Source organism: Sphingomonas changbaiensis NBRC 104936 (genome assembly GCF_000974765.1).
Classification (GTDB): domain Bacteria; phylum Pseudomonadota; class Alphaproteobacteria; order Sphingomonadales; family Sphingomonadaceae; genus Sphingomonas_B; species Sphingomonas_B changbaiensis.
On sequence record NZ_BBWU01000040.1, the window covers coordinates 1 to 13,541 of the forward strand.

16 protein-coding genes and 1 pseudogene are annotated in these 13,541 nt (G+C 67.3%); 5 read left to right on the forward strand and 12 right to left on the reverse strand.

Features of this window, described 5'->3' with window-relative positions:
- Positions 1 to 11: 11 nt before the first annotated feature.
- Positions 12 to 464, reverse strand: coding sequence for a peptidylprolyl isomerase (locus SCH01S_RS10260; RefSeq protein ID WP_046348722.1), 453 nt, complete (start codon positions 462 to 464; stop codon positions 12 to 14).
- Positions 465 to 584: 120 nt separating this feature from the next.
- Here SCH01S_RS10260 and mgtE point away from each other — a divergent pair, with 120 nt between their 5' ends.
- Positions 585 to 1,988, forward strand: coding sequence for a magnesium transporter (mgtE, locus tag SCH01S_RS10265; RefSeq protein WP_046348723.1), 1,404 nt, complete (start codon positions 585 to 587; stop codon positions 1,986 to 1,988).
- Between the two features lie 31 nt (positions 1,989 to 2,019).
- Positions 2,020 to 2,406: a DUF1489 family protein gene (locus SCH01S_RS10270; protein WP_046348724.1), complete on the forward strand. Its 387-nt coding sequence runs from the start codon at positions 2,020 to 2,022 to the stop codon at positions 2,404 to 2,406.
- 3 nt (positions 2,407 to 2,409) lie between these two features.
- Here SCH01S_RS10270 and SCH01S_RS10275 read toward each other — a convergent pair whose 3' ends face one another.
- The 6 genes from SCH01S_RS10275 to SCH01S_RS10300 form a co-directional block, all read right to left on the reverse strand.
- Positions 2,410 to 3,051: a GIN domain-containing protein gene (locus SCH01S_RS10275; protein WP_046348725.1), complete on the reverse strand. Its 642-nt coding sequence runs from the start codon at positions 3,049 to 3,051 to the stop codon at positions 2,410 to 2,412.
- Between the two features lie 32 nt (positions 3,052 to 3,083).
- Positions 3,084 to 3,800, reverse strand: a complete 717-nt coding sequence (locus tag SCH01S_RS10280) for a head GIN domain-containing protein (RefSeq protein WP_046348726.1) — start codon at positions 3,798 to 3,800, stop codon at positions 3,084 to 3,086.
- Positions 3,801 to 4,094: 294 nt separating this feature from the next.
- On the reverse strand, positions 4,095 to 4,637 hold the full coding sequence (locus SCH01S_RS10285) for a CarD family transcriptional regulator (RefSeq protein ID WP_046348727.1): 543 nt from the start codon (positions 4,635 to 4,637) through the stop codon (positions 4,095 to 4,097).
- Between the two features lie 298 nt (positions 4,638 to 4,935).
- Entirely contained in the window at positions 4,936 to 5,274 is a 339-nt protein-coding gene (gene fdxA, locus SCH01S_RS10290) for a ferredoxin FdxA (RefSeq protein WP_046348728.1), read from the reverse strand.
- A 35-nt stretch (positions 5,275 to 5,309) separates the two neighbouring features.
- Positions 5,310 to 5,603, reverse strand: coding sequence for an RNA-binding S4 domain-containing protein (locus SCH01S_RS10295; protein WP_046348729.1), 294 nt, complete (start codon positions 5,601 to 5,603; stop codon positions 5,310 to 5,312).
- Between the two features lie 139 nt (positions 5,604 to 5,742).
- The gene (locus SCH01S_RS10300; RefSeq protein ID WP_046348730.1) at positions 5,743 to 8,238 is read right to left on the reverse strand and encodes a helicase-related protein; all 2,496 of its coding nucleotides are present in this window, start codon (positions 8,236 to 8,238) and stop codon (positions 5,743 to 5,745) included.
- A 184-nt stretch (positions 8,239 to 8,422) separates the two neighbouring features.
- Between SCH01S_RS10300 and SCH01S_RS10305 the strand changes: the two genes are divergently transcribed.
- Entirely contained in the window at positions 8,423 to 9,874 is a 1,452-nt protein-coding gene (locus tag SCH01S_RS10305) for a M23 family metallopeptidase (RefSeq protein WP_052733897.1), read from the forward strand.
- Here SCH01S_RS10305 and SCH01S_RS10310 read toward each other — a convergent pair whose 3' ends face one another.
- Positions 9,875 to 10,474 (reverse strand): YdeI/OmpD-associated family protein, encoded by a 600-nt coding sequence (locus SCH01S_RS10310; protein ID WP_046348732.1) that lies wholly within the window; start codon positions 10,472 to 10,474, stop codon positions 9,875 to 9,877.
- Positions 10,475 to 10,569: 95 nt separating this feature from the next.
- Here SCH01S_RS10310 and SCH01S_RS10315 point away from each other — a divergent pair, with 95 nt between their 5' ends.
- Positions 10,570 to 11,046: a glycine zipper 2TM domain-containing protein gene (locus tag SCH01S_RS10315; protein ID WP_046348733.1), complete on the forward strand. Its 477-nt coding sequence runs from the start codon at positions 10,570 to 10,572 to the stop codon at positions 11,044 to 11,046.
- A gap of 41 nt (positions 11,047 to 11,087) precedes the next feature.
- Here SCH01S_RS10315 and SCH01S_RS10320 read toward each other — a convergent pair whose 3' ends face one another.
- Both SCH01S_RS10320 and SCH01S_RS17425 read right to left on the reverse strand, forming a co-directional pair.
- Positions 11,088 to 11,414, reverse strand: a complete 327-nt coding sequence (locus SCH01S_RS10320) for a DMT family protein (protein ID WP_369385546.1) — start codon at positions 11,412 to 11,414, stop codon at positions 11,088 to 11,090.
- Positions 11,344 to 11,496: pseudogene (locus SCH01S_RS17425) on the reverse strand (hypothetical protein); the annotation flags it as partial. The gene SCH01S_RS10320 and the pseudogene SCH01S_RS17425, both read right to left, overlap by 71 nt.
- Positions 11,497 to 11,589: 93 nt before the next feature.
- On the opposite strand from SCH01S_RS17425, the gene SCH01S_RS10325 reads away from it, so the two are divergent.
- The gene (locus tag SCH01S_RS10325) at positions 11,590 to 12,087 is read left to right on the forward strand and encodes a hypothetical protein (protein WP_046348735.1); all 498 of its coding nucleotides are present in this window, start codon (positions 11,590 to 11,592) and stop codon (positions 12,085 to 12,087) included.
- A gap of 33 nt (positions 12,088 to 12,120) precedes the next feature.
- On the opposite strand, the gene SCH01S_RS10330 is transcribed toward SCH01S_RS10325, so the two are convergent.
- Together SCH01S_RS10330 and SCH01S_RS10335 are read right to left on the reverse strand one after the other, a co-directional pair.
- A complete protein-coding gene (locus tag SCH01S_RS10330; protein ID WP_046348736.1) occupies positions 12,121 to 12,342 on the reverse strand; it encodes a hypothetical protein in 222 nt (73 codons plus the stop codon).
- A gap of 36 nt (positions 12,343 to 12,378) precedes the next feature.
- Positions 12,379 to 13,521: a GNAT family N-acetyltransferase gene (locus tag SCH01S_RS10335; RefSeq protein WP_046348737.1), complete on the reverse strand. Its 1,143-nt coding sequence runs from the start codon at positions 13,519 to 13,521 to the stop codon at positions 12,379 to 12,381.
- Between the last annotated feature and the right edge of the window lie 20 nt (positions 13,522 to 13,541).

Sequence of the window (13,541 nt, forward strand, 5' to 3'; positions counted from 1 at the left end):
GGGAGAGGGATTCAGGAAACCGTCGCCTTCAAAATCTTGCCCGGCTGGCGCGGCGGTTCGCCCTTGGGGAGCTTGTCGACGAACTCCATGCCGCTCTCGACATTGCCCCAGACCGTATATTGGCGATCCAGGAAGGTCGCGTCGTCCAGGCAGATGAAGAACTGCGAGTTCGCGCTGTTCGGGTCATTCGTGCGCGCCATCGAGCAGGCGCCGCGGACGTGCGGTTCGGCGTTGAACTCCTGTTTCAGGTTCGGCTTCTTCGAGCCGCCCGTGCCGGTGCCCGTCGGATCGCCGCCCTGGGCCATGAAGCCGTCGATCACGCGGTGGAACACGACGCCGTCATAGAATCCCTCGTTCGCCAGCTCGGTGATCCGCTCGACATGGCCGGGCGCGAGATCGGGGCGCAGGCGGATGACGACATCGCCGCCGGTATCGAGGGTGAGCGTGAGCGTGTCGCCGGCCATGTCCAAATCTCCTTATGCGTGAACCGGCCCATATAGAGACGGGAGCCGGGCATGGAAGGTTGCGTTTTCAGCATTGCCGGGCCTAAGCCCCGCCCGGGCACGCGAGAAAAGGAGGCGGCGATGAGCGAGACCGAACTCGACCAAACCGCCCGCGAACCCGAAACCCAGCTCGACGAGGATGACCGGCTGAAGCCGGAATTCGTCCGCGCGGTGATCGAGCGGCTCGAGGCCGACGATCCCGAAGGCGCGCGCGCGCTGGTCGAGCCGCTGCACCCGGCCGATATCGCCGACCTGTTTGAGATCGCGCCGGCGGAATGGCGCGCGCCGCTCGCCGCCGCGCTGAAGGACGTGCTCGACGCGGACGTGTTCGCGGAAATGAACGATTATGTCCGCGAGGACCTGATCGACGAGCTCGAACCGTCCCAGGTCGCGGACCTCGCCTCCGAGCTCGATACCGACGACGCGGTCGCGATCATCGAGGACATGGAGCCGGCCGAGCAGCGCGAAGTGCTGCGCGCGATGGAGCCCGACGATCGCGCGGCGATCGAGGAAGCGCTCGGCTATCCGGAGGAATCCGCGGGCCGGCTGATGCAGCGCGAGCTGATCGCGGTGCCCGAGCATTGGTGCGTCGGCGACGTGATCGACTATCTGCGCGGCAATGACGACCTGACCACCGATTTCTGGGAAATCTTCGTCGTCGATGCGGCGCATCATCCGGTCGGCACCTGCCAGCTGAGCTGGATCCTGCGCACGCCGCGCACGATTCCGGTCGCCGACGTGATGAAGCGCGAGCAGACGCTGATCCCGGTCGACATGGACCAGGAGGAAGTGGCGCTCCGCTTCCAGAAATACGCGCTGATCTCCGCCGCGGTGACCGATCAGTCGGGGCGGCTGGTCGGCATGATCACCGTCGACGATATCGTCCACATCATCCAGGAAGAGGCCGGCGAGGATATCCTGCGCCTGTCCGGCGCCGGCGACGGCGACATCAACCAGCCGATCCGGCTGACGATCCGCACCCGCCTGACCTGGCTGGTCGTGAACCTGGGCACGGCGATCCTGGCGGCATCGGTGGTCGGCCTGTTCCAGACGGAGATCGGCCGCTTCGCGCTGCTCGCGGTGCTGATGCCGATCGTGTCGGGCATGGGCGGCAATGCCGGCACGCAGACGCTGGCCGTCGCGGTCCGCGCGCTCGCGACCAACCAGCTGACCGAATCGAACACGCTCCGGATGTTCGGGCGCGAGTTGACCATCGCCAGCGCCAACGGCCTGGCGCTCGGCATCCTGATCGGCACGGCCGTCGGCGCAATCTACGCCTATCCGCTGCTGGGCCTGACGATCGCGCTGGCGATGCTGATCAACAACCTGGTCGCGGGCCTCGCCGGCATCGTCGTGCCGATCACGCTTGACCGGCTGCGGATCGACCCGGCGGTCTCGTCGGCGGTGTTCGTGACGACCGCGACCGACGTGATGGGCTTTTTCAGCTTCCTTGGGCTGGCGACGGTGTTCAACCTCGGCGGTTGAACCGGGGACGGCGGACCCCAATTCTCGGCTCATGCTTCATCTGTCGAAAGTCGCGGTCGGCTGCGCCACGGCCGAGGCGCTGCGCATACGCATCGCCGGCCGGGCCGAGGGCGGGATGGTGCGGGTCAATACGCGCTATCGCCCGACCCGCCATGCCGAGCTGATCGGCGGCTCGCTCTACTGGATCGTCAAGCACCGGCTGGTCGGCCGCCAGGAAATCCTGGGCTTTGCCGAAAGCGAGGACCGCCGCTGCCTGATCGAGCTCGATGCACGGCTGGTGACGGTGCAACCGCATGCGCGCCGCGCCCACCAGGGCTGGCGCTACCTGGAAGCACCGCCACCCGATTTCGGCGGCGGCGATGTCACCGACTTGCCACCAAAGCTGATGGAAGAACTGGCGGGATTAGCGCTGATCTAACCCTTATCTTCCGCAGCTCAGCGGTCCACCGCCGACCTTGCGCACCTCGCACGCGGCGGTGCCGCCGACGGTGATCGCGCCGATTCCGAGCGCATTGACCTTGGCGCTGCGGGCCGCCTGCATCGTGATGGCGCCGGCGCTTTCGCTGGTGAGCGTCAGGTCCAGGACGGCGAGGTCCGGCGCGCGGATCTCGGCCGTGCCGCGCGCGACCGCGGCGCCTTCCTTGGCCCGCCCGGCTGCCTCGATCGTGCCGGAGCCGGCGATCGCCAGGCTGGCGTTATCGGCGTCGATCGCGCGCACCGACAGGCGCCCTGAGCCCTCGACCGTCAGGATTACGCGCGGCGCCTTCATCCGGTCGACCGTCAGGCTGCCCGATCCGATCACGATCGCGGTGTCCAGCGCGGGCGTCGTGACCGCAATCGACGCCGCGCCCGGCTGCTGGCCCGGATAGCCGCCCCAGCCGGACAGGTTCGGGCGGATCAGCATCGTCTGCCCCTCCACCCGGACCGTCACACGCTCGAGCGCTTCTTCGCTGCCGACGGCCTTGGCCGACACTGCCTTGCCGGTCGAGACGGTCACCGCAAACGGCCCCTCGACGCGGATGCGATTGAAGCTGGTGACGCTATAGCCGCGCTCCGCCGCCACTGCGGGCGACGCGACGAGGATCAGCGCAAGGATCAGCCGCAGCGCACGTCTCCCGAGCCCATCTTGCTGACGTGGCAGCGTGGATTGCCGGCGATATCGACATCGCCCGATCCGATGATCGACACGTTCGCCTCGCCGCTGACCGCCGCGCGGACGTCACCCGAGCCGGCGATGCTGATCTTCGCGCGTTCCGATTTCAGCCCGCGCGCGTCGACATTGCCCGAGCCGGCGATCGACACGTCGATGCTCTTTGCCGAACCCGCGACCGAGGTATCGCCGGAACCGGCAACGTCCAGCGACGCGGAATCGGCCTGCAGCGTACCGATCGTCAGGTTGCCCGACCCGGCGACCGAGCCCTCGAACGTCGGCGTCTGGACATTGTCCACCTTCATGTCGCCAGAGCCTGCAATGGAGGCGGCGCGCAGCCGCGGGAGGGTGACGGTTATGACCGTCGGCTCATGATCGGACGACCAATTGAAGCCCCAATGCTTCTCGCGCCCGACGCGCAGCTCGCCGTCGACGACCTTGATCTCCAATTTGTCGAGCACCGCATTCGGGCCGGTCGCAGTCACCGATTCCGCGCCGCCGACCCGCACCACGACATTGTCCGACCCGCGCAGCGACACCCGGTCGAACCCATGCACGTCGAAGCTGCGGCTGCCCGATCCGCTGTCATGGCTTTCCGCATGCACCACGCCGCACCCGGCCAGCAGGGCCGCCGCTGCGGCGACAAACGTCATTCGAGGCATCAATGCTCTCCCAACTGTGTTGGACGCATAATACACTTAGGAGGCCGGCTGTCTAGCCCCATGCGCGGGTTTGTCGTCAGGGGAGGAGCTATCTAGCCCCTCTCCCTCGGGGAGAGGGCGACCCGCGCGCAGCGCGAGCGGGGTGAGGGGGCCAAAGCGAAGCGTAGCGAGCGTGAGAGCCGCAGACCCTCACCCTCCACCGCTTCGCGGCGGGCCAAATCGGACATCCCCCCGCCTAAGAAAAAGGGCGGCGCCCTTCGGCACCGCCCCTTTCATCAGGCCAAGGCCCGATGCTTATTCCGCCGCGGCGTCGGCCTTGGCTTTGTTGTAGATCGCGGCGGCCTTGTTCAGGATTTCGAGCAGCTTCTTCATCGCGCCCGGCTCGTCGATCTGTTCCATCGCAGCAAGCTCGCGGGCGAGGCGGCTGGCAGCCGCTTCGAAGATCTGGCGTTCGGAATAGCTCTGCTCCGGCTGGTCGTCGGCGCGGAACAGGTCGCGCACGACCTCCGCGATCGAGACGAGGTCGCCCGAGTTGATCTTGGCTTCATATTCCTGGGCGCGGCGCGACCACATGGTGCGCTTCACGCGGGGCTTGCCCTTCAGCGTGTCCATCGCCTCGCGCATCGTCTTGTCCGAAGACAATTTGCGCATGCCGACGCTCTCGGCCTTGTTGGTGGGAACGCGGAGCGTCATCCGCTCCTTTTCAAAGCGCAGGACGTAAAGTTCGAGGCTGGCGCCTGCGATTTCCTGCCGCTGGAGTTCCACGACGCGACCCACGCCATGCTTGGGATAGACAACGTAATCGCCAACATCGAAGCTGAGCGCCTTGGCAGCCATGAGTGACCTTTCTGTCTTCTTGGTCCTGACCCGACGCGCGCCCGAGCGTCCACGGGCGTAAAGCGACCTCGTCGGGAGCGGACGGTCAGAGGAGGAGTTGGACCTTTCGTTCAGATGTAAGTGACATCTGTGCCGAGCCAAGCCCGGTACTGATCCATTTAACAGATTTGTCACCACATTGCCAGCGGTGTCAGCGGCGCCCAGCCGGTTTGCGACCAACGGCCGCTGTGCGCGACCATCGTCCCGCGCCAGAAGCGGAGCAATTGTAGAGAGTGAAGCGGCGCGTCCGTTCAGATCGTCAGTCGCCCTGACCCGGCTCCGGCGAGAAATATTTGTCGTACTTGCCTTCCTCGCCCTTGTGCTCGTCGGCGTCGGCGGGGGCGCCGCGGCTGCGGGTGACGTTCGGCCATTGCGCGGAGAAGCTGTTGTTGAGCTCCAGCCATTTCTCGAGGCCGCTTTCGGTATCCGGCAGGATCGCCTCGGCCGGACATTCGGGCTCGCACACGCCGCAATCGATGCATTCGCTGGGATTGATGACCAGCATGTTCTCGCCTTCATAGAAGCAGTCGACCGGGCAGACCTCGACGCAGTCCATATATTTGCAGCGGATGCAGGCGTCGGTGACGACGTAGGTCATTGGTCTCGGGCCCCTAGAAGCAATCGTTCGCCTCGCTATGTCGCGGCGCGGGGCGCGTCAACAGGCGGCGAGAGGTCGCTGTAGCAAAGATGCGCTTCCGAGGCCGGTCCGCGCCTGGCCGGAAGCGCCTCGACCCGGATCACGCGCACGCGTCCGTGCAGCGGAAAGCTCAGCACGTCCCCGACGCGCACGGGGGCATGTGCCCGATCCACGACGCGGCCGCTGATCCGCATATGGCCTGCTTCGGCGACTTCCTGCGCAAAGCTACGCGTCTTCGCGAGCCGCGCGAACCAGAGGAATTTGTCGAGACGCAGGGTTTCAGCCGTCATCGACGCACGCCGGAGGCGGACCCACGCTCGGTTTGGCCTGAGACTGTCGAAGGCCTCCCTTGTCCTTTCAGAGCCTCCAAAAAGAAAGGGAGGGCTTCGACAAGCTCAGCCCAAACCACAACGAGAAGCCGCTTCCACATTACCGCCCCAGCCCTGCCAGCGCCGCGAACGGGCTGTTCGGATTGACGGGCGTGCGTTCCTCCTTGCGGCGTCGCCGGCCCTGCCAGCGCCAGGCGGGAAGGGCGCCGGCTTCGGCGGGCAGCGCACGGAAACCGAGCGACAGCATCAGCCGCGTGAGCGTCGCCGGCTCTAGCCCGATCGAGGTGGCGAGCGACGGATCGGGCACGAACGGGCGCTTGCCCTCGCGCGCCTCATGCGCCGCACGGGCGATCCGTTCGACCATGTCGATCCGCACCTGCTGACGGCCGATGCGGCGAAAGCCCGGCTGCGATGGTCCGCCGGGCAGAACCACGGCACCGGCGGGCGGAAGCGCCGGCATCGGCGCGCGCGTGCGCACCGCAAGCAGGACGGTGCGCCAGCGCAGCGGTTCCGGCTTCAGCAGCGCCGGCGCGAAGATGTCGAGCGCGCCGATTGTGAGCCCAAGCTTGCGCGCCTGGCCCCGATCCTCGCGCGTAAGATGGACCAGAACCGACTCCACCGCGCGCCGGTCGATGAAGCCGCCCGCCTCGACCAGCGGCGCGAGCAGTGCGCGCAGCGCGGGCGAGGTCGCGGGATCGGCGGCGGCTGCCGTCAGGCGCTCCAGCGGGTCGAGCAATTTCTCGGTGCGCTGCTCCAACCAGCGGTGCAAGCGGGCGAAGATGATATCGCGGCTGCTCTGGTCGAGCGCGGCGGCGGCGCGCTCAAGCGCCAGTCTGGGGCGCAGCAGCTCGCGGGTGGGTTCGAAGCGAGCGATCTCGCGGCCGTTCCACTGGATCGCGGGCGGTTTGCCGGCTTCGGTCGTAAGCGCGAACGCTGCGTCCTCGCTGGCCGTAAGCGCGCGGGCACGGGCCGTGCGCTCGCCCGCGAGGCGCCGATCTGCCGCGGCGATCAGGCGGCGCGCGTCGGCATGGCTGGCGCTCGCGTCCGGCGTGAAGGCAAAGCCGTCCAGCCGGCCGATATGCTCGTCGTCGACCGTGACCGTCCCGTCCTCGGCGATGGCGACGGGCAGCTGGTCGAGCCCCGCCCCGATCTCGCGCAACAGCACCGATGTGCGGCGGTCGACGAAGCGCTGGGTCAGCGCGGCGTGCAGCGCATCGGAGAGTTTTTCCTCGATCGCGCGGGTCCGCTCGGCCCAGTGTGTCGGGTTTTCCAGCCAGTCGGCGCGGTGCGCGATGTACGACCAGCTACGGATCGAGGCGATGCGGTCGGCGATCGTGTCGACGTCGCCGCCGGTCCGGTCCAGCCGCGCGATCTCCTCCGCGAACCAGGTGTGGGGGACGTGACCGTTCCCTTCGGAAAGATGCTGATAGACGCGACCGACGAAGCGCGCATGATGATCCGCGCCGGTCTTGCGGAAATCGGGAAGGCCGCACGCCGCCCAGAGCCGCTTCACCGCCTGCGGACTCCGCGTGCGGGCGCGCACCCAATCCTCGTCGGCAAGCCGCCTGAGCACGGCGAGGTCGATCGCCTGCGGGGCCGGGCGCAGGACTGGGCTGTCGGGCTTTTCCTCCAGCGACGCGATGAGCGCGTCGAGGCTCGCCATGTCCGGATCGCCGTCGCGCCAATAAAGGAAGTCAAGCGGCGCGAATTGGTGGTTCTCGATCGCCTCGATTTCTTCGGGCGCGAAGGCGCCGGGGCCGTCCAGGTGCAGCGAGCCGAATGTGCCGTCGCGCTGGTGCCGTCCGGCACGGCCGGCGATCTGCGCCATCTCGGCGACCGTCAGCCGTCGCGTGCGCCGCCCGTCGAACTTCTGCAGCGACGCGAACGCGACATGCGCCACGTCCATGTTAAGCCCCATGCCGATCGCGTCGGTGGCGACCAGGTAATCGACCTCGCCGGCCTGGAACATCGCGACCTGGGCGTTGCGGGTGCGGGGGGAAAGCGCCCCCATCACCACCGCTGCGCCGCCGCGCAAGCGCCGCAGCGTCTCGGCGACCGCATAGACTTCCTCGGCGGAGAAGGCGACGATCGCCGATCGCTTGGGCAGGCGCGACAGCTTCTTCGCGCCGGCAAAGCTCAGCGTCGAAAAGCGCGGACGGTTGACGATCTCGGTCTTGGGCAGCAGCGCCCTGATCATCGGTCGCAGCGCTTCGGAGCCGAGGATCAGCGTCTCCTCGCGACCGCGGGCGCGCAGCAGCCGGTCGGTGAAGACATGGCCGCGCTCCGGGTCCGCCCCCAATTGCGCCTCATCCAGCGCAACGAAGGCGACATCCCGGTCGAGCGGCATCGATTCCGCAGTGCATAGGAACCAGCGCGCGTGCGGCGGCACGATCTTTTCCTCGCCGGTGATCAGCGCGACCTGGTTCTCGCCCTTGATCGCGACCACCCGGTCATAGACTTCGCGCGCCAGCAGCCGCAGCGGAAAGCCGATCATCCCGCTCGAATGCGCGCACATCCGCTCGACCGCGAGGTGCGTCTTGCCGGTGTTGGTCGGCCCCAGCACCGCTGCCACGGGCGAAGACGCGAAACTGGACATCGATCGTATCTTGGTTGTTCCCGAGGCAATCACAAGGCGATGTGCGACTGAACGCGTCAAGGGTGCGTTTCGCCGCAGTAACGGCTTTTGCGCCAGCAACTTAGGTTGACGTTAACCTCGATTGTCCACAGTCCTCCCACCTCGCCGCTTCATTCTCGCGGCGTCCATGCCGGGGGGCAGCGTTTTGTATCAGCACGGCGATCAAGGATTCAGCCTCGGCGGCGGCAGCGCGGCCGTCGCGCTCGCGCCCGATTTCGGCCGCCGCGGCCTTGCCGGCGGACGCTTCGCCGATCTCGATCTGGTCGTCGATCTGGGGGCGCGCATCGGCTCGAAAGAGTGGTGGCGCGGTCTCGGAACGCTGGCGGCGCTCTGCGCGGCGGCGCTGACCCTTTCTCCCGGCCTGAACCGCCCGCTTCCCGGCGCCGTGCCGGCAGCCTCGACCGCCGACCAGTGGGACCAGGTGCGCGCCCAATCCATTTCGCCGCTTGCGTACGGCGCGGACAGCGGCCGGCACATGGCGGCCACCGATCTGGTCCGGCCGCTGGCGGAAGCACCCGAACGGCCGATGCTCGAGCTCACCGCCGCGATCGGCGAAGGCGACAGCTTCGCACGCGTGCTCGAACGCGCCGGCGTGGCCGATGCCGAAGCCGAGCAGGTCGCCGACATGATCGCGTCAGCGACGCCGCTCGACGACATCGCCGCCGGCACGCGGCTCGACATCCGCCTCGGCCGCCGTGCCAACAAGCACATCGCCCGGCCGCTCGACGCGCTTGCCCTGCGCGCGCGGTTCGACCTTCGGCTCGAACTGAAGCGCGTCGGCGGGGTGCTGCAGCTGACCCGGGTGCCGATCCGCGTCGACTATACGCCGCTGCGCGTCACCGGCGAGGTCGGCGACAGCCTGTACCGCGCTGCCCGCGCCGCCGGCGCCCCGGCCCGCGCGGTCGAAACCTATCTGCGGGCGATCGGCAGCAAGATGTCGGTCGGCGGGATCGGCTCCGATGCGCATTTCGACCTGATCGTCGAGCAGCGCCGTGCCGAGACCGGCGAGGTCGAGACCGGAAAATTGCTCTATGCCGGCCTGACGCAAGGCCGCCGCAAGCTGCAATTGCTGGAATGGACCGCGGACGGCCGCACCGAATGGTTCGATGCGGCGGGCGTCGGCGAAAAGCGGGCGGGACTGACGCGCCCCGTCACCGGCCATCTGACGTCCAGCTTCGGCATGCGCTTCCACCCGCTGCTCGGCTATAGCCGCCTGCACAAGGGCATGGACATTGGCGCCCCCACCGGCACGCCGATCTATGCGGTCACGGACGGCGTCGTGACATTCGCTGGCCGCCATGGCGGGCACGGCAATTTCGTCCAGCTGAAGCACGGCGGCAACATGGGCACCGGCTATGCGCATATGAGCCGCATCGCGGTGCGCCCCGGCCAGCATGTGCGGCAGGGCCAAGTGATCGGCTATGTCGGCTCGACCGGCCTGTCGACCGGTCCGCACCTGCACTTCGAGGTTTATCGCGGCGGCCAGGCGATCAATCCGAAATCGGTCAGCTTCGTCAGCACCTCGCTGCTGAGCGGGCAGGAACTCCGCGCCTTCCGGTCGAAACTCGCAGGACTGCTCGCGACGCCGGTCAGCTGATCAGCAAGTTTCGTACTTCCAGTTCCGCCGTTTCCCCTCGGCCATCCACTCGACGGCCTGGCCGATGCGTTTCATGCGGGTCTCGGGCCGCTTCGCCTCGGCGATCCATTCGAGATATTCGCGCTTCTGGCCCGGGGGAAAGCCGTCATAGGTCGCCTGCGCGGCCGGATTGGCGCCGAGCGCCACGCCCAGATCGCCGGGCATGTCGAGCGGCGGCTTGGGATGCTTCGGCGGGCGCGGCGCCTTGCTGCCCGAGTCGATCAGCGCCGCCGCTTTCCGGATGAGCGCGTCCAGAGCCGCATCGTCCGGCAAATCGGTCACGCTGGTGAGGCGGCCGAATTGCCCCATCGCCGATGCGGCTTCGGGCGTGCCGGTCACGTCGGTCGAGCGCCAGAAGCCGAAGGTTGCGTGTTCCTTGAATGCCGCCATTTGGCAGAGGATCTGCCCCTTGTAGCTGAACGAGGGCATGTTCCAGCGAAGCGTCTCCTCGGCGTCGGGACACGCGCGATGAACGGCCGCGCGGAGATGGCTGAGAATCGGCTGCGCAAAAGCGGCCGCCATGTCGACATATGCGTCTACGCGTGGGTCGGTCGTCGCCATGTCAGTCCCTCCGCGCATCAGGATTGCGCGATCCTCAGCCGCACGCAACCGGAACGCATCCGATCCGTTCAGGCGGCGACAAATGGAGGAAGGACATGCGGAAACTGCTTCTCGGATTGGTGATCGCGGCAGTGATGCCGACTGTGGCAGCCGACCCCGCTGCCGCACAGAATCGGCGGGAGATTCGGCGCGAATACCGGCAGGACCTCCGCGAGGCGCGTCGTGAACGGCGCCAGGCACTCAGGGATTGGCGTCAGTCGCGGCGCTACGACTGGAACCGGCTCGAGGCCGGCCAGCGCTACTATTACCCCGACCGCTATTATCGCGACGGCCGCTATTATCGCGAACGGGCGCTCAGCCGGAACGATCGCATCTATCGCGGCCGCGACGGCCGTTACTATTGCCGCCGCTCCGACGGCACCACGGGCCTGATCATCGGCGGCGCAGTCGGCGCGCTTCTCGGCAACGCGATCGACGGCGGCCGGTCGAGCCTGCTCGGCACGCTGATCGGCGGCGCGGCGGGCGCAGCGCTGGGCCGCGAAGTCGAACGCGGCCAGGTGCGCTGCCGCTAAGCTCTCTTTCGTCCCCTCCCCGAGCGGGAGGGGACGACGGATCATTTTCCCACGAACACGAACGCCACCGCGCCCATAAGGCAGATGAAGGCGCCCAGATGCCGCCAGTGCAGCGGCTCATGCAGATACAGCACCATGAATCCCGCGAACACGATCAACGTGATCGCCTCCTGTGCGATCTTCAGCTGGCCGCCGGTCCAGCCATGCGCATAGCCGATGCGATTGGCGGGCACCGCCAGGCAATATTCGATCAGCGCGATGCCCCAGCTGATCAGGATCACGATCGGCAGCGGCTTGTCCATGCCGCCCTTCAAATGCCAGTACCAGGCAGTGGTCATGAACATGTTGGAGGCGAACAGCAGCAGCAGGGTCGGCATTCGTGGCTTCCAGACCGGTGAGCACGGTCTCGCCACCCTGGGACAGGTTATGAACGGACGCCAGCCCGTTCATCGGGACTCCGAAGGAACCGCTGATCCAAGAACGCTTGACCGCAGCGTCACTCAAGCCTACTGTATTGCCTACATAATACACTAGGAGGTCCCGATGTCCGTCCGCCTCGCCCTACTGCTGCCGATCGCGCTGCTCGCCGCCTGCGAACGCAAGGGGCATGACGCCACGGTCGAGATCCAATCCGGCAACGGATCGACCCAGATCGCCGCCGAGCCCGGCAAGGAAGGCCGGCTGAAGATCGACACGCCGGGCGTGAAGGCGGACATCCAGGTGCCGTTCCTCGGCGCGCTGACCGACAAGATGGATATCGACGGCGTCAGGCTCTACCCAGGCAGCAAGATCGCCGGCGTGCATATCAATGCCGACGACTCCAAGGACGAAGGCCAGTTCGACATGCGCTTCGCGGCACCCGCCGGGCGCGACAAGGTCGCGGACTGGTTCCGCGAGCAATTCGAGGCCAACGGCTTCAAGATGACCGCGCAGGGGAGCCGTTTTGCCGGCACGAATGACGAAGGCAAGCCGGTCACGCTCGATTTGCGCGACGGGGCGAACGGCACGACGGAAGGCGAGATCAGGATCGCCGGCAAGTAACTGGCGGGCGCCTTTGCGCGCCCGCACTCGTGCCTAAAAGATACCGCCGCCCAGCATCAGCCGGATCACCGCCACGATCAGCACCGCCAGGTTCAGGTTGCGTCCCGCAGTTCCGCGCGACAGCACGCCGAAGAACAGGCCGAGCAATCCCCAGGGGATTACCAGCCAGTTGAGCGCGCCGATAAGCGGCAGGGCGGCCAGCAGCACCCACGGGATAGCGAGCACGCCGATCACTAGCGAGATCAAGTTGAACATGGCCCCATTATGGGGCCGGTGTGTTGCTAGAGCAAGTCAGCTCCGCTTGAACGGCGCCATCTCGCCCAGGAACTCGATTTCCCGTGCGACCGCGACGCGCTCCCGCTCCAGATAGTCGGCGATCGCGGCGCGGAAGCCGCGGTCCGGGATATAGTGCGCCGAGAAGGTCGGCACCGGCACATAGCCGCGGGCGAGCTTGTGCGAGCCTTGCGCGCCGGCCTCGACTGTCTTCAGCCCGCGCTCGATCGCCGCGTCGATCGCCTGGTAATAACACAGCTCGAAATGGAGGAACGGCACCTCCTCGACCGCGCCCCAATAGCGGCCGTAGAGCGTGTCGGCCCCGATCAGGTTCAGCGCGCCCGCGATTGGCCGGTGGTTTCTGTACGCGAGCATCAGCAGCACCTTGTCGGCAATGCGCTCGCCGAGCAGCGAGAAGAAGGCGCGGGTGAGATAGGGCCGCCCCCATTTGCGCGATCCGGTGTCCTGATAGAAGGTCCAGAACGCATCCCACGCGGCTTCCGTCAGGTCGCTGCCGGTCAGGTGGCGGATCTCCAGCCCCTGCACGGCCTCGTCGCGCTCACGCCGGATCGTCTTGCGCTTGCGTGACGAAAGCGCGGCCAGGAAATCGTCGAATGATCCATAACCGTGATTCTGCCAGTGGAATTGGCTGTCGGTGCGGATCAGCCATCCGGCGGCCTCGAACAGCGGGACCTGGTCCTGCGCGACGAAGGTGGCATGCGCGGAGGAGAGATTGTTCTGCACCGTCACGGCCTCGATCGCGGCGATCAGGTGCGACGCGGCGCTCTGGTCGCGGATCAGCAGCCGCGGCCCCGGCACGGGCGAGAAGGGCACCGCGATCTGGAGCTTCGGGTAATAGCGCCCTCCCGCCCGGCTGTACGCGTCGGCCCAGGCATGATCGAAGACATATTCGCCCTGGCTGTGACTCTTCGCATAGGCCGGCGCGACCGCGGTGAGGCGGCCATCGGCGCCATCGACCGCGATCGGCAGCGGCTGCCAGCCGGCGCGGGCGGTGGCGCTTCCGGACTCCTCCAGAATCGCCAGGAAGGCATGGCTGACGAACGGGTTGGCGCTGCCCGCGCAGGCATCCCATTGGCCGGGATCGAAGGACGCAACGCCGTTCCCGATCCGCGCGACGATTTCCTGGGAGGAGTCGGCCATTGCCGCTCAATTAGGGTGCT